Origin of the sequence: Treponema sp. OMZ 906, assembly GCF_024181185.1 — a bacterium.
GTDB lineage: Bacteria > Spirochaetota > Spirochaetia > Treponematales > Treponemataceae > Treponema.
Genome location: NZ_CP051196.1, coordinates 2,236,596 through 2,251,153, shown reverse-complemented (window position 1 = coordinate 2,251,153; position 14,558 = coordinate 2,236,596). Strand labels below are relative to the sequence as shown.

Annotated in this window: 15 protein-coding genes; 7 read left to right on the top strand and 8 right to left on the bottom strand. The window is 47.5% G+C overall.

Annotation, left to right across the window (positions count from 1 at the left end):
* Positions 1 to 33 precede the first annotated feature (33 nt).
* Positions 34 to 888 carry an RsmB/NOP family class I SAM-dependent RNA methyltransferase gene (locus E4N69_RS10135; protein WP_253823744.1) on the bottom strand — a complete coding sequence of 285 codons (855 nt, stop codon included), beginning with the start codon at positions 886 to 888 and terminating at the stop codon, positions 34 to 36.
* Entirely contained in the window at positions 885 to 1,712 is an 828-nt protein-coding gene (locus E4N69_RS10130; RefSeq protein ID WP_253714275.1) for an RluA family pseudouridine synthase, read from the bottom strand. The genes E4N69_RS10135 and E4N69_RS10130 overlap by 4 nt, the downstream gene beginning before the upstream one ends.
* Before the next feature lie 317 nt (positions 1,713 to 2,029).
* Between E4N69_RS10130 and tsaE the strand changes: the two genes are divergently transcribed.
* Genes tsaE through E4N69_RS10115 form a run of 3 tightly spaced genes read left to right on the top strand, consistent with a single transcriptional unit; the run spans position 2,030 to position 4,236 of the window.
* Entirely contained in the window at positions 2,030 to 2,485 is a 456-nt protein-coding gene (tsaE, locus tag E4N69_RS10125) for a tRNA (adenosine(37)-N6)-threonylcarbamoyltransferase complex ATPase subunit type 1 TsaE (RefSeq protein WP_162664184.1), read from the top strand.
* Positions 2,482 to 3,147, top strand: coding sequence for a tRNA (adenosine(37)-N6)-threonylcarbamoyltransferase complex dimerization subunit type 1 TsaB (gene tsaB / locus E4N69_RS10120; protein ID WP_253823743.1), 666 nt, complete (start codon positions 2,482 to 2,484; stop codon positions 3,145 to 3,147). Before tsaE ends, tsaB begins: the two co-directional genes overlap by 4 nt.
* Before the next feature lie 3 nt (positions 3,148 to 3,150).
* Positions 3,151 to 4,236, top strand: coding sequence for an HD-GYP domain-containing protein (locus E4N69_RS10115; protein ID WP_253823742.1), 1,086 nt, complete (start codon positions 3,151 to 3,153; stop codon positions 4,234 to 4,236).
* 163 nt (positions 4,237 to 4,399) lie between these two features.
* Here the strand turns inward: E4N69_RS10115 and E4N69_RS10110 are convergent, their stop codons facing one another.
* From E4N69_RS10110 to E4N69_RS10100, 3 genes are all read right to left on the bottom strand, one after another.
* Positions 4,400 to 6,094, bottom strand: a complete 1,695-nt coding sequence (locus tag E4N69_RS10110) for a DNA repair helicase XPB (protein WP_253824896.1) — start codon at positions 6,092 to 6,094, stop codon at positions 4,400 to 4,402.
* A gap of 488 nt (positions 6,095 to 6,582) precedes the next feature.
* Positions 6,583 to 6,870, bottom strand: coding sequence for a BrnA antitoxin family protein (locus E4N69_RS10105; RefSeq protein WP_230977680.1), 288 nt, complete (start codon positions 6,868 to 6,870; stop codon positions 6,583 to 6,585).
* The gene (locus E4N69_RS10100) at positions 6,839 to 7,141 is read right to left on the bottom strand and encodes a BrnT family toxin (protein WP_253823741.1); all 303 of its coding nucleotides are present in this window, start codon (positions 7,139 to 7,141) and stop codon (positions 6,839 to 6,841) included. Before E4N69_RS10100 ends, E4N69_RS10105 begins: the two co-directional genes overlap by 32 nt.
* 151 nt (positions 7,142 to 7,292) lie before the next feature.
* Here E4N69_RS10100 and E4N69_RS10095 point away from each other — a divergent pair, with 151 nt between their 5' ends.
* The 4 genes from E4N69_RS10095 to E4N69_RS10080 all read left to right on the top strand — a co-directional run bounded on the left by E4N69_RS10095 (position 7,293) and on the right by E4N69_RS10080 (position 10,512).
* On the top strand, positions 7,293 to 7,967 hold the full coding sequence (locus tag E4N69_RS10095; RefSeq protein WP_162664181.1) for a DUF969 domain-containing protein: 675 nt from the start codon (positions 7,293 to 7,295) through the stop codon (positions 7,965 to 7,967).
* On the top strand, positions 7,960 to 8,958 hold the full coding sequence (locus tag E4N69_RS10090; RefSeq protein ID WP_253823740.1) for a DUF979 domain-containing protein: 999 nt from the start codon (positions 7,960 to 7,962) through the stop codon (positions 8,956 to 8,958). Before E4N69_RS10095 ends, E4N69_RS10090 begins: the two co-directional genes overlap by 8 nt.
* 251 nt (positions 8,959 to 9,209) lie before the next feature.
* On the top strand, positions 9,210 to 9,863 hold the full coding sequence (gene pcp, locus E4N69_RS10085) for a pyroglutamyl-peptidase I (protein WP_371922386.1): 654 nt from the start codon (positions 9,210 to 9,212) through the stop codon (positions 9,861 to 9,863).
* Between the two features lie 13 nt (positions 9,864 to 9,876).
* Positions 9,877 to 10,512 (top strand): PrsW family glutamic-type intramembrane protease, encoded by a 636-nt coding sequence (locus E4N69_RS10080; RefSeq protein WP_253823738.1) that lies wholly within the window; start codon positions 9,877 to 9,879, stop codon positions 10,510 to 10,512.
* Positions 10,513 to 10,673: 161 nt separating this feature from the next.
* Here E4N69_RS10080 and E4N69_RS10075 read toward each other — a convergent pair whose 3' ends face one another.
* The 3 genes from E4N69_RS10075 to E4N69_RS10065 are packed head-to-tail and all read right to left on the bottom strand — an operon-like array spanning position 10,674 to position 14,459.
* Positions 10,674 to 12,530 (bottom strand): hypothetical protein, encoded by a 1,857-nt coding sequence (locus tag E4N69_RS10075; RefSeq protein WP_253823737.1) that lies wholly within the window; start codon positions 12,528 to 12,530, stop codon positions 10,674 to 10,676.
* Positions 12,527 to 13,420, bottom strand: a complete 894-nt coding sequence (locus tag E4N69_RS10070) for an RsmE family RNA methyltransferase (RefSeq protein WP_253823736.1) — start codon at positions 13,418 to 13,420, stop codon at positions 12,527 to 12,529. The genes E4N69_RS10075 and E4N69_RS10070 overlap by 4 nt, the downstream gene beginning before the upstream one ends.
* Before the next feature lie 16 nt (positions 13,421 to 13,436).
* A complete protein-coding gene (locus tag E4N69_RS10065; protein WP_253823735.1) occupies positions 13,437 to 14,459 on the bottom strand; it encodes a calcium/sodium antiporter in 1,023 nt (340 codons plus the stop codon).
* Positions 14,460 to 14,558: the final 99 nt, after the last annotated feature.

The following is a 14,558-nucleotide window of genomic DNA, read 5'->3' as shown; positions in this document are numbered from 1 at the left end:
TGCTGTGAGAGCGGCCTAAAAAGAACCTGTTTTTTACAGCTTCTCGTGATTCACTTTTTCGATAAGCGAAAAATACAAGGGGCCTGCTCCTCCGCAGGTATCGGGTAAAAACCGGCTGCCAAACAGCGTTTTTTCGCCGAGTATGGGCGGTGTACTGTTTTTGCCGATTGTTTCGGGATTTGCCGCGCCAAATTCCATTGCTGCGGTACCGCTATGGATGGCAGCTTCGGTTCCGTATTTTTTTAACAGCTTTTGTACAACGCTGTCGTTTTCCTCATCGGCAAGCGCGCAGGTGGCGTATACTAAAAAGCCGCCCGGTTTAAGCAGCAGAAAAGCTGCCGAAAGGAGCGCCCATTGCCGCTGTGCCAGCATTTTAATCCGTGCAGGTGTCCAGCAGGCAAGGTATTTTTCATCGGTAATCACATGGCGCTCCGAAGAACAAGGCGCATCCAGCAAAATGCGGTCGTAATAGGCTTGCCGATAGCGGGGGAGGGTAGCGGCGTCATAGCCGGTAACTTCGATACGGGCGCTTATGTCCGGCGGCAGGTGTTCATCAACTACGGTTAGCAGCCGTGCTCGGCGTGCCCGCGACAACTCGTTTGCCTGTATCTGCGCTTCCTGTCCCATACCGGAGGCGAGAACCAGCGTTTTGCCGCCCGGAGCGGCGCACATATCCAAATAGTTGCCCTCATCAATCGGCGGAAGCGCCTGTGCCGCATAGATACTCGCTCGGTCAAGATAATACGGCTTTCCGCCGCATACCGAAAATGCCACCGGCTGCGTCTCTTGGAGGAGCGCTTCCCGAAGCGCCGTCCAACGGTTGCCGAAAAGAGCGTTGTAGTAAGCTTCAAACGCGGCTGCCCCGCTTACCTGCTTCGACCGCTTCACAGGTGCCGCTCCGCGCCTATCTGATGGCTTGTAGGTAATGCAGCCGGGGCAGTTGTGTCCGTACCTGCTTCATGGTGTCCTTTATTTGTGAACGCTGTATTGTTTGTGCATGCCTCTATGCAAGCTTTCCAGAGGGTATCGGGCTGCATCGGCGGCGCTTCAACGGTAATGTTTTGGTGCGTAACCGGATGGATAAACGAGAGCTTGTAGGAATGCAGCCGTATGCCGCCGCTCGGTTCACTGCGCCGCGCTCCGTATTTTAAATCTCCCTTGATGGGATGTCCGGCGGCTGCCATCTGTACCCTAATCTGATGCGTGCGCCCTGTTTCCGGACTGATACGGATAAAGTCGTACCGGTCGCCTTCTCCGCATAAAGTCCAATATAAAACGGCTTTTTTAAGCGCCGGCTCCTTATGCTTTTTAGGTTTTGTGATATCGGCAGCAGTTGTATTTGCATGAGTTATATCGATAGGAGCCGCGCCGACAAAAGCTTTTTGTGTTTTGGTATGAAAGCCGAGCCAATGCTCCAGCCGCTGCGGCTCCGATACTGCTGCGGAGTGTACTGTAGACCGTTCGCATATTGCCCAATATTCTTTTTGCACAGATCCGGCTTCAAACGCGCGGGAAAACAGCGTTTGTACCTGTGCAGAAAAAGCTAGCAGTAGAAGACCGGATACGGGAGTATCAAGCCGGTTGACTGGAGTGACAAACGGTTTATGCGGAAAAAGCGGCGCGAAAAAGGTTTGGGAATGCTCGCCGCTTGCTTTATACGCAACCGCACAGTAATCATCTTCAAAATAAATACGGGATGTTTCTTTGTACATAGTTCACAACAATAAAAACGCATTATAGTTATTTTTTTACGATGAGACAAGATACTTGACAAAGGTTTATCCAAGTGTTATGCTAAAATAAAAGGAGAAGTTATTATGAAAAGTTTGATTTTTATGGGATACCCCCCCCGCATATACTGCTGGGGGTAAACTTATTGATAGTAAATTATCTGTTAAGGAATCCTATTCGTTCTCTTACTCCTGTTGATGGCCTATACAAACAGCAGATTTCGGAATAGTATATTTGCGCTTGTAACTATTACGAAGGATGCTTTCTTTAACTAAGAAAGAAAAAAGTTAGGGCTGATATGGTATACAGAACAAAAACGGTAGAAGATACTATTAACTTTGGACAGGCTTTGGGCTGCTTACTCAATGCAGGCGATGTGCTCGCATTGCAAGGGTCGCTTGCTGCAGGGAAAACGCAGCTGACAAAAGGTATTGCGCAAGGGCTTGGTATATCCGAAGCAGTTACCAGCCCCACTTTCACCATCATATCGGAATATTACGGACGGTTGCCTCTTTACCACATGGATGTGTATCGTCTCAGCTCACCTGAAGATTTTTTAGATCTCGGCGTTGAAGATATGCTCTACGGTCAGGGCGTGTGTATCATCGAGTGGAGTGAAAAAATTATGTCCGAATTACCGGCACGCACCATCCTTATCCATATCAAAACAGAAGAAGATACAAGCAGAACTATTACTATCACAAACTGGCCGTATCAAACGGACAGCTTAATCGAATATGAGGCGGCACCATGAATATACTTGCAATAGATACCCTCACTCCGACCCTTACAATTGCGGCGCTTGGCTCTAAAGGATTGGTTACTCAATCCTTCGCCGGCAACGGTCCGTCCCATGCTGAACGGTTGCTCCCTCTGATTGATGCTGCCGTGTCAGCAGCGGGATTTACTGCCGCCGACACGGAAATAGTACTGGCGCCGGAAGGACCCGGTTCTTTTACCGGCCTAAGACTTGGCTTCGCTGCGGCAAAAGCGCTACAGCTCAGCAGTAATAGCTGCTTTATTCCCGTTCCTACACTTCCATGCATTGCATCACAGTATGAGGTGTGGAATGGAAGTATTGCCGCAGTGATAGATGCAAAAAGAGATCGCTTTTATATCCAACTCTTTAAAAACGGAACAGCAGTAACGGAAGCTTTTGACAAGACGGCGGCAGATATGCTCCCGTACTTTTCGGAAAACGAAGAATGGCTGGTTACCGGCTACGGAACGGCAGCGTTTAAAGATGCTGTTGCAATTTTACAAAGTAATATTCGCTTTTATTTTATTGAAGCGGCTCCTCTCTCTTTTGCATATTCAATGATTAAGTATATGCAAAGGCACGGTAATGTACTGAAGAATGCTGCAGATTATGCGGGGCCTCAGTATGTTCGGAAGAGCGATGCGGAGAAGGACTAATCTATGGAAAAAAGTATATCATCGGGACGGAAACAACAAATTGCAGGAGAGATGTCAGCGGCAGAACAAGAGGCGTATTTTAACGAGCTTGCTGAATTAACAAAAGTAGGGAGTATCCCTACGATGATTGTAGACAGTAATTTGGTTATACGCCACATGACCGAAAGCGTATATAAACTGTTTGCAGGTTATTATACATTGGAAAAAAAGCCGTTTTTTAATGTTTTCGGTAGAGTCTTTACTCAAACGGAAATAAAAGACTTTTTTGAAAGTATACGATCGCGAGAAAAGGGTTGGTCATGGATCGGTAATATGGTTCATAAATCGCATACATTAAAAACATTGTATACGAGAGTACGGTTCCATCCGCTTTTTGATAAGGAGAATCGTTACTTGCTTGGATATTGGGTAATTATTGAAGATACAACGGCTCAACAGATCGAAATGTATAAAATGATGTTAAACGGTTTACTGCAAGCATCTATGTTGAAAGATAATGATACCGGAAACCATGCACAACGGCTCAATTTTTATTGCCAAGAATTTGCCGATTACTTGTTTGGACTTAACCGGTATCCTCAAATTACCCAGGACTTTGTCGATAATATTTCCTTTTTAGCTGCCATTCATGATGTGGGAAAAATCGGGACGCCGGATTATATTCTGCAAAAACAAAGCAAACTAACCGGCCTCGAATGGGAAGTAATGAAGGAACACACAATAAACGGAGCGCTTATTATGTCTTCTTATCCTATTGCAATGGCAAAAGAAATAGCGTTAAGCCATCACGAGCGATGGGACGGCTCTGGGTATCCGTTTAAATTGGAAGGAGAGATGATACCGCTTTCGGCGAGAATTGTAGCGATAGCTGATGTATATGATGCGTTACGTATGAAGCGTTCGTATAAAAACGAACTTTCTCATGATGAAGTGGTACAATATATTTTTGAAAATGCAGGGAAACATTTTGATCCACTGCTGGTAACACATTTTAAAAAGATTCACCATGCATTTGATAGAATATGGCAAACCCTCAAAGATGAACAAGAGGAACATTCTCCGGATTCCGTGCCACGAGCGGTGGTGTAGTGAGCGTTTAGCGATCAATTCATAATCAAAAGTTATCATTCCCCTGAATCGAATCGGACAGCTTGACGGTTTTTCGAGAATATACGGCACATCTGTTGCGTTGCATCAGGGATACCGAAAAAGTAATCGGTTTTTGAGGCAGCCCCCTGTTGATTCCATTGCACTATCGTATGCATGTATCGGCGGCGAAATCCGCATCGGTGATGAGCGAGTAGGCATAGCCCTGTTCCGCAAGGAATTTTTGACGGTGGTCGGCGCATTCTTCTTCGACGGAATGGCGGGTTACCAGCGTGTAAAAAAATGAATCGCGCTCTTTAGGACGGAGAATGCGCCCGAGTCGCTGGGCTTCCTCCTGCCGGCTGCCGAAAGTTCCGGAAATTTGGATTGCCACGGAAGCATCGGGCAAATCGATTGCGAAATTCGCTACCTTGGAAACCACCAGTACGGAAATGTCGCCTGCTCTGAATGAGTCGTACAACACTTCCCGTTCGGCATTCGGTGTTTTTCCGGTAATGAGCGGCGCATGTACCGCTTCGGCTATCTTTTTCAGCTGTGTAATGTATTGCCCGATAATCAAAATTTGGTCGTCGGTATGCCGTGCAAGCAGCTGCCGGACAATCTCGTTTTTTGCTTCGTTCTCGCTCGCAATCCGGTGTTTTTCGCGCAAAGGGGCGGCGGCATACTCAATCTCTTTGGAAACCGGCAAGGGGATGCGTATCTCCGTACAATAGGCGTGGGCAATCCAGCCCTTTTCTTCCAGTTCCTTCCACGGCACGTCATAGCGCTTCGGGCCGACGAGACTGAATACATCACCTTCGCAGCCGTCCTCTCTGATCAGCGTTGCCGTTAAGCCGAGCCGTCTAATCACTTGCAGCTCTGCGGTAATGCGGAACACCGGAGCCGGAAGCAGATGCACCTCGTCATAGATAATCAAGCCCCAGTTCCGTTCACGAAATAGTTTAAAATGCGGAAACTCCGATTCGGTGTCCGGCCGCCATGTTAAAATTTGATAGGTTGCCACGGTAACGGGCTTAATCTCTTTGGTATCGCTTGAATAAATACCGATGGTATCGGGTTCCAGTTCGGTTTTATCGATTAACTCGCGCTTCCACTGATGCACCGCGGCGGTGTTGGTGGTTAGAATCAATGTATCAGTGTTCAGCATAGACATAACCAGCATACCGACAATCGTCTTACCTGCACCGCACGGTAGTACAATCGTGCCGAAGCCTGTTCCCGGCCCCTTATCACCGGTAAAGGTTTCCGCCGCTTCCCGCTGATAGTCGCGGATAATAAAATCTTTTCCTTTTTTTGTCTGTGTACGTAAAGCTATCGCAAGCGGCGCACCGTCTTTCAACGGTACCTCATCGCGCACCGGCCAGCCCATTTTCAGCAACGCCTGCTTGACCGTACCGCGGTTCAAAAGCGCAATTAAAAACGAACGCGGCTTTTCTGCAGCAACCAGATACTTTGCGAGCTTCGGCGAAGCTTTTAATTCCTGATAAATCCGATCGCTTTCCGCTGTCAAATACAAAAACGAATTATCTTCACACTCGGTCAGTTTGATCTTGCCATATCTGCTGAACGTTTCTTCCACCCAACCGAGTACCGCAGGGGGAATATCAAAGCGGGAAAAACGTTTGAGCGTCTCCGTAATTTTTTCGGCAGTGAAGCCTGCGCTTGCGGCATTCCATAACGACAAGCCGGTTAAACGATAGGTATGCAAATGTTCGGGGGATTTTTCAAGTTCGGCAAAGGGGATAAGTGCAAAGCGTGCATCCGTTGCTTCCGGCGCATGGACGTCGAGTAATATGGAGCGGTCGCCTTGAATGATAAGCGGTTTTAACGAAGCGGACATAACGGATAATTTTACGCTATCCTTCACGTTTAGTCAAATCGGTCTTTTGAAAATAGACGGCGCATCTACTGCGTCGTTACGCAAAAGCGAATGCTCAACGTACAGTAAGTACGCCTCCGCTTCGCTTTTGCTAAACTCCTTGTATCTGCGCCGTCTATTTTCAAAAGCGCTGGCTGTAAGGGGATTTCTTTCGTTACTGCGCACAAATTAATCCTCAACGTATCTCAGAAGCGACACGGATGTCGCTGGTTCCATACAGTAACAAGTTTGCAATGCAAACTTGCAGCCCAAAATGAACAAGGATGTTCATTTTGGGGCGAGGATGGCGGGGGTATTAAGCAGTAGCGAGATTTGTGGTATACACAAATCTCGTCGTTGACCAGGGTACAGGGACGTACACTGGTCAACGGCGCATCTGCGGTGTCGCTCGTTCAGCGAAGTACGTCCGTGTACTTCGCTGAACACAAGTTTGACCGGTGTCAAATGGATTATCTTCGCTGTGCTGCTTGTTTTTCCGCTGCCATCGCATTGCGTAAAATGGTATTTATTCGGCTCTGATACCCCTTACCGTATGATTTAAGCCATACAATAATGTCCGAATCAAGACGGATTGAAAGAGGTTTTTTTATTGGACGATACATTTTAAAAAACTCTTCTTGTGTTAGCTCCGGAATATCAGATGTATCAATCGGTTGTTCAGCAAGTGTTTTTAACTGTTCTATCCGCTGTTGTGTAAGCATACTTTTAGCTTCCGAAAGTGTCATTGACTGCATCATAATACAACTCCTTTTCCTTATTTGTTGCAGGACGTGCCGATATAATTCTTACCTTTTGATTTCTTTCCGTATAAACAACCAACACAATAAGAACATTCAAAACCGTGCCGATAGCTAAAAATCTATCCTCTTTATCAGAATGAGCGGCATCATATAACTCTATATGAAGAAGATCATCAAAAACCAAAAGAGCTTCTTCAAAACCTATTCCATGTTTTTGCCTATTGATGGTATTTTTTTCGTTATCCCATTCAAATAACTCATTATCCATACTTAACTGTATATACATTTTAGTCATTTGTCAAGCGTATATTTTTTAGAGGTTTTCCTTAGATTTAATTTGCGATGTAAAAAATTTTAAATAGACAGCAGGCTGTAAGTCTGATAAAATGTGTTCTACAAAAGTTTTTATAGGAGATGATATGAACTATTTTGTTCTCATCGGCATTGCGATTATCATCGTCGGTTTTATTTTTAAACTCGATGTTGTCGCAGTCGTATTGATTTCCGGTCTCGTTACCGGATTAATTGCAAAAATGGGACTGGTTGAAGTACTCAATGCAATAGGAACGGGATTTGTCAATAACCGTTATATGAGCTTGTTTTTTATTTCGTTCCCTGTTATCGCCATTATGGAACGGTACGGCTTAAAACTACGCGCTGCGGAATGTATCAAAAAGATTAAAGGCGCAAGCGCCGGTATGGTTATTTGGCTCTACATTGTAATCAGAACGATTGCTTCCGCTTTTTCAATTCGGTTGGGCGGTCATGTTCAGTTTATCCGTCCGCTCATTTTGCCGATGGCTGAGGGAGCCGCACGGAAGAATATCAAACTGACTGACGAAGATATTGAAAAAATCAAAGGGCTTGCCGGCGCTTCCGAAAACTACGGAAACTTCTTCGGGCAAAACATATTTCCCGTTGCATCCGGTGTTCTGTTGATTACCGGCACCTTGAAGGAACAGGGACTTGATATCAGCAATATCGATGTCGCAAAGTATTCCATTTTAGCGGGTGTTGCGATGGTGCTCATCGCGCTTGTCCAGTGCTGGCTGTTCGAAAAGCACTTAAGAAAAGGGGAGAAAAGCGATGTTTAGTTTTATCCATTCGCACAGTATGATTATCGATGAAATCATATACGGCCTCTGCGGTCTTGTTTCCATTATTACCGCATTCATCTCTTTAAAAGGGAAAAAGCATTTGAGCGGGACGTTTTTGTTTTGGGGTATTTTAGGCTTGTTGTTCATGTTCGGCAAAGTGATCGTATTGAACGTTCCGAACGGCGGAGCCATTATCGGCGGTTTATTGATTTTGCTGGGCATCCTGACATTGACAAAACAGGTAAAGATTGCAGACATCCCGACTGCCGAAAAAGAAGAGGTAGAAAAAAATTCGCAAAAGGTCGGCAATAAGATTTTTATTCCGGCGGTTTTAATCGGCGTTGTAGCAATGCTATTGGCGCAGGTCAAAAGCTTTAATATTTCGCTTGGAACCAATGCCGCAGGTAAGGCAATCATCTTCGGTTTTTCGACCGCTCAGGTTGTCGGCGCTGCATCGATTATTGCGTTGATTTTCGCGGTGGTGTTGGCAAAACCGACATTGAAAAATACCGTCAACGATACTTCAAAGATGCTGATGCAAGTCGGCTCCTCCAGCTTACTCCCGCAATTACTCGGCGTTTTAGGAGCGATATTCGCAACTGCCGGTATCGGTAAAATCATCGGTCAGTTTGCAAGCGGTATTGTACCGCAAGGAGTAGCCATTCTCGGTGTTATCGCCTACTGCCTCGGTATGGTAATCTTTACGATGATTATGGGTAACGCATTTGCCGCCTTCACCGTCATTACCATCGGCGTCGGCGTTCCATTTGTTATTATGCAAGGCGGGAATCCGGCAGTTGTCGGTGCACTCGGTATGACCTGCGGATACTGCGGCACACTTTTAACGCCGATGGCGGCGAACTTCAACATCGTTCCCGCAGCAATTTTGGAAACCGAAAATAAATACACGCTTATTAAAACGCAAGCTTTTATGTCGGTTGCCTTGATCATCGTGCACATCATCTTGATGTCAATCTTCGCCTTTTAGGAGTAGAAACAAGGGCAACCGTACTGGAAATACTTTACACGGTTGCCTTCCATCTGCACAAAATTTAAAAAAATTTTGTGCAGTTTATTTTAGCAGAAGGGCAATCACATCAGACAAATCGAGCAAATTCCGCAGAATCAGAGGCTGGGCACCCATTTGAGCTGCAAAGCAGCGAAACTCTGGGGGAACGGCCTCTGATTCTGCGGGGATATCCAAAAACTTTCTGATGCGATTGCCCTGTAGGAGCCATGATGAAAATTTTAGTTACCGGATTCGATCCCTTCGGCGGAGAAAAAATCAACCCCGCCCTGGAAACCATTAAACGATTGCCTGATACCATTTTAGGCGCACAGATTATCAAACTCGAAATTCCGACTGTTGTAGGAAAGTCTTTAGCAAAGATAAAAGAAGCGGTCGAGAAAGAAAATCCCGATGCGGTGTTAAGCATCGGGCAGGCAGGCGGCAGATCCGAAATTACCGTAGAAAGAGTCGGTATCAACATTGACGATTGCCGTATTCCCGATAACGAAGGGAATCAACCGATCGATGAACCGGTGGTAAAAGGCGGCCCCGCTGCATATTTTGTTACCGTTCCGATAAAGGCTATCGTTGAAAACATAAAAGCGCATAACATTCCCGCTTCAATTTCCAACACGGCGGGTACTTTTATCTGCAACCATGTTTGTTACGGTGTCGCGCACCTTGCGGCAGCCAGAACGGCGGCAGGGAAACCGATGAAAAGCGGCTTTATCCATATTCCGTTCCTGCCCGAACAAGCAATCGGGAAACCGGCGCTTACGCCCTCGATGAGCTTGGAAACAATTGTCAGCGGCATTACACACGCGCTTGAAGCCATCGTCGAACACGGTTCCGACATAAAGGTCTCAGGCGGGAAAATCTGCTAACAGTAGGTTCAGCATGAGTATTATCGGACTGTTAATTACCGCCTTTTTACCGGCTGCCGCAGCGGTCTGTATTGCAATAAAAAAACACATTCCCGTTTATGCGCTTACCGCCGTATTCTTTGCAGCAGCAGCGTCATTGCTTCCGGTGCTTGCGCTCCAGCATGGTGTGCATACTTTTTTAGATGCCGGTATTGCAAAACGATCGGAAGCGGTGAGGCTCCTGTTTAACAGCTTTATTACGGCAGCCTTGATAGAAGAAGGTGTTAAAGCAGCGGTATTCGGTTTAACGGCCGCTATGGTTTTAAAAAAAAGATTCGGGATTACACAGAGTATGCTGCTTGGCGTATTCTTCGGCTTTGTCTTTAGCGGTTTTGAAAATATCTCATATAGTTTGCGGTATTCCAATGTGCAGTTTCTCCGGCTTGTTACCGCCGCCCTATTACACGGGACGCTCGGCTGTTTTTATGCATCCATGGCATACACAAAAACAAAGCGGAAAGCTGCGTTCGTCTTTCTCACAGCGGTTGTTCTCCACGGGCTTTATAACTTTTTTATTTCGCTGGGCGGCGGCTTCATACTCCCCGCAGCGGCAGTGCTCGGCATTGCCTGCTTATATGCGGGACGGCTTGTTACGCCTTCGCGTCCTTAATTAAGAACCTCTAAAAACCGCAGTTTTTTAGAGGGGCTGTCCAACAACTTCAGTTTTTGGACAGTTTCCTTAGATTTAGATGCGATGTTTTGATTTAAGTCATTACAGTGTAAAGATTTAAATCAAAACTCGTCGTGCATCTCTAAAAGCTAGCCGAGCTTTTAGAGATGCACAATTCTAAATATCAACTCTACCTCAAGGTCGGAAGCCTTATAATGCCAAAAGATGATGTCCGAAGTTTGCTCCACCGATACGGGACTGAGTTGATAGAGTTTATACAGAAACGAATTTGCATTCAGCGGTTCTTGGCGTAAATCCATCGTAATCTCGTACTGCTGCGCTTCCGTCTTCCGGCACAGAAAATAAGCGGTCTCATTCAGCTCGGCGCCGTTAGCCGTAAAGCGGCGGTCTGCACCGTACAAGAACGAACCGTTTGCGGCGGGAGCGGAACAAAATGTATAAATCAAATCGTCTTTAATTTCCTTACCGTTTATCCGCAACCGAATAAGCTCCGCCGCAGCCCCTTGTGCAAGCGCAATGTGAGCATCTGCCGCATTGCCCGCGCCGGTATTTCCGGCAGTACCGGCAGCATTGTCCGTTGCAACTGCCTTCGGCGCGGCAATCCCCTCCGCCGTTTGACCACCGACCATTCCGCTAGCGCGGGCAGCGCTATTTTCAGCCGCTGTGGTTGCTTTCTGTACAGCTTGGCCGGTTTGCGTAGTTTCCTTTTGAGCAGCTTGAGCGGTTTGCGCTTGCAGTTTTTCCAGTTCAGTTAAAATCTTTGTTAAAACGGCGCCGCCCGTATCGGTTTGCAAACCGGTTACATTGCCCAAACCTGCATTGCCGCCTAACCCCGCATCAGTGCCGAGCAAATTATTGAGCAGCGTTAGGTTACCGCTGTTTTGGCTTAATGCCGCCAGCGTTTTAGCGTTGAGCCCATTCAGCGCCGTTGATTTTTTTACATCGCTTTTACCGGAATTACCGGAAGCGGCAGCGGCGTTACCTGTCTGTTTGCCTTTCGTCCCTGCTGCGGACGATGGAGTGTGCTTTTGCTGTAAAAATGCCGGAGGCTGAATAACGGGAGGCGCCGGCGGCCGAGTGATCCCTCCGCCGATAGTAACTTCAGGAATGTCCGGTATCGCAGGTATTTGCATTTGCCCGACTCCGGTATTATCCGCAGCAAGGGGAGAAAGCAACCGCAGCAAAAAGAAAAAACAAAAGATAAACGGCGTTACGGGCAGCTTTGCAAGCGTGTCTTCCAACTCGCTGAGCCGCGCTTGCAGGCTGACAATCGTGCGCTCAATTCGGCGCTTTTCATTTTCCAACTTACGCCGCGGGTCTTCATCCTGCGGTTTACTTTTTACGCTGTCGCGCACAAACGCAGGACTGTGCTTTTGTAAAAAAAGATCCTCTGCTGCGGCGCGTTTATCGGGGTTTGCAATATTCGCAACCACCTTCATCGCTTCATAGCCGAGTTCCGGCTTTACATCGAACGCATGTATTTTCTCAATCGTCGCAGCGGAGGCGCGCGGCAGGCACAGCACACGGTCGATATAATCTTCGTAGCGGACACCGGCTTGCTTACAGAGCACCCGCGCCTTGCTCAAAAGCCTGCCGAGTTCCTTCATCAGCTTGCCATCCTCCGCCATGATGGTCGTCCTAATTGTATCCGTCAGTTCGAGTAGCTCAGGCGATTCTTCCATAGCGATTTTATACAGCCCCTTCTCCTCCGCCTTTTGCAGCAGCCGGTGAAAATAGCTCCAAAACCGCTGCGTATGTACACGACCGGAACGGGTGCCGTCCAGCTCGCAGAGCCGATGATGCGTATATTCGTGAATAGCGGTGTACAGCAGTTCGTTATCGACGGAAAAGTTTTTATTGTGCAGCAAAATCTCATGCGTATCGCTTTTATACAGCCCGTTGACTTTCTTGCTCGCCTTACCGGTAAACGTTACCGAAAATTCAAGCCCCGACTCTTCAATCTGCAATAATATCTCTTTTACCTGATCCTGATTCATTGCGCTCCTCTCGTATCCCATGCGCCGGAGTTTGCAAGACACACTGCAACAGCGGAAGTAACGGCGGTTTCCGTACGCAAAATTCTCCGTCCCATAGTATAGGCAGTGAACTGCTTTTTTGCAAACAGCAGCCGTTCATTCAGACTCCAGCCCCGCTCATTCCCGACGGCAAGCCACAGCGTTTGTTTTCCGTCCCACTGCAGCTGAGGCAGCGGATGCATCACAGGAATGCAGCGTGTGTCGCCTTGTTCACTATGCGCGTGTTCAACACGGTCTTGCCCAATATGGCCTTGTTTCATGCGATTTTGTTCAATAGAACCTTGAGAACCTTGCTCAATTTGAAAAGGAACATCGAGCGCTGCCCGCAGATGATCCGGACGGATATCATCCTCATACCGGTCGAAAAAATGCCGTACACTATAGGCTCGATACACTTTCGGAATATGAGTATCCCCTGCCTGACTGCATCCGTCAATCAGCAGCCGCTCTATCTCCGTTTCCGCAGCGATATCCGCCTGCAGGTAGGATTTCTCACCCAACTCGGTGCCGGTCAGATACAACGCTTCAATCCCAAGCCCTGCGACATCACGCAAAATACGGCGCAGCTGAATGGGACGCGGAAACCCGAGTATCAGTCTGATGGGCGGCAGCACGGAATCATCGGCTCCTCCGTCCGCTTTGTCCGCTACAGTAAACCGTGCAGTCAACAGCTCATCGGAAAAGGAAGTGATCTCCGCCATTCCTTTTTCGCCGTCAATGATACCCGCCTTGAATACCGCCCCCGCGCCGAGCTTCAGCACTTTTTTGATATGTAAAAAGCGTTCATCAGTTTTAGCAAAAGAAAAATTCCCGTCTAAAAGTTCTTCCTGTCGTAATAAAATGATATTCATGGCAGCCTTGCCGCCCTTAACCCGTGATATGTCTTAATGTAAAATTGAGAACAATGTATGCGGCATAAAAGATAAAAAGAACCGCGCCTTGCAGACGTGTTATGACGCTGCGCTGACGTGTTGAACAAAAGCGGAAAATGCCAAGCACCAGCAGCATAGTCGGGAATTGCAGATAGTAAAAATCAACCGGCACACGGATACCGGCGGGAGTTACGGCAGCCGCTACACCTAACACAAAGAGGACGTTCAAGATATCCGCTCCGATGATGTTGCCCGCCGCGAGTTCTCCGTGTCCTTTCCGAACGGCGGTAATTGCAGTTACCAATTCAGGTACACTCGTGCCGAACGCAACCAAAGTTGCCGCGATAATACTCTGCGGAATACCGATCTTTATGGCGGAAACTTCTACCGCAGGGATCAGTATCTTAGACGAGAGCACGACCACCGTGATTCCTACAGCCAGCCACACAAGTAGCAGCCACAACGGCTTTTGATTTTCTTCTGCCGTATCCTGTTCGCTCTCTTCCATAGATTCTTTTGCCCAGCGGAACGATATGTACATATAACACGCGAGCAGCACGACAAATATCCAACCCATCCACTGATAGATTTTCCCCTCCCTGCCCGGAGAGAAAAAGGGAAGCGAAACAAGTGTCAACAGCAGCGCTGCCGAAAACTGAACGGTACCCTGCCGATGGATGAGCCGTTTGTCTACCGGCACCGTACCAAGCATGGCGGCAAGCCCGATAATGAGAGCCGTATCCGCAATAATCGAGCCGATAGCATTCCCAAGCGCAAGCTCCGCATTGCCTTTAATTGCTGCCAATGTAGACACCGACGCTTCGGGCAGGGTCGTGCCGAGGCTGACAATCGTTGCACCGATCACCATCTTGGGCATTCCCCATTTGAGCGAAAGGGCAACCGCACTGTCTACCAGCCAATCCGCACCCTTACTCAGCGTAAACAAACTTGCAACAAGCACAATCAACGATATCACAACCGATGAATTCATTAAAAAATCATGTAAGAGCGCGTCCATATAAACCTCTTAAAATATCAGTACCCGGAATATGTGGAAATATACCGGTTTAGGCGGAATCACGCAAGACGACTTGCAGGGCACAGCCGGATACACCGT

Coding starts and splice junctions, on each gene's coding strand:
- E4N69_RS10130 (WP_253714275.1), bottom strand. CDS start 1,712: ATGTACAAAGAAACATCCCGTATTTATTTTGAAGATGATTACTGTGCG.
- tsaE (WP_162664184.1), top strand. CDS start 2,030: ATGGTATACAGAACAAAAACGGTAGAAGATACTATTAACTTTGGACAG.
- tsaB (WP_253823743.1), top strand. CDS start 2,482: ATGAATATACTTGCAATAGATACCCTCACTCCGACCCTTACAATTGCG.
- E4N69_RS10115 (WP_253823742.1), top strand. CDS start 3,151: ATGGAAAAAAGTATATCATCGGGACGGAAACAACAAATTGCAGGAGAG.
- E4N69_RS10110 (WP_253824896.1), bottom strand. CDS start 6,094: ATGTCCGCTTCGTTAAAACCGCTTATCATTCAAGGCGACCGCTCCATA.
- E4N69_RS10105 (WP_230977680.1), bottom strand. CDS start 6,870: ATGATGCAGTCAATGACACTTTCGGAAGCTAAAAGTATGCTTACACAA.
- E4N69_RS10100 (WP_253823741.1), bottom strand. CDS start 7,141: ATGGATAATGAGTTATTTGAATGGGATAACGAAAAAAATACCATCAAT.
- E4N69_RS10095 (WP_162664181.1), top strand. CDS start 7,293: ATGAACTATTTTGTTCTCATCGGCATTGCGATTATCATCGTCGGTTTT.
- E4N69_RS10090 (WP_253823740.1), top strand. CDS start 7,960: ATGTTTAGTTTTATCCATTCGCACAGTATGATTATCGATGAAATCATA.
- pcp (WP_371922386.1), top strand. CDS start 9,210: ATGAAAATTTTAGTTACCGGATTCGATCCCTTCGGCGGAGAAAAAATC.
- E4N69_RS10080 (WP_253823738.1), top strand. CDS start 9,877: ATGAGTATTATCGGACTGTTAATTACCGCCTTTTTACCGGCTGCCGCA.
- E4N69_RS10075 (WP_253823737.1), bottom strand. CDS start 12,530: ATGAATCAGGATCAGGTAAAAGAGATATTATTGCAGATTGAAGAGTCG.
- E4N69_RS10070 (WP_253823736.1), bottom strand. CDS start 13,420: ATGAATATCATTTTATTACGACAGGAAGAACTTTTAGACGGGAATTTT.
- E4N69_RS10065 (WP_253823735.1), bottom strand. CDS start 14,459: ATGGACGCGCTCTTACATGATTTTTTAATGAATTCATCGGTTGTGATA.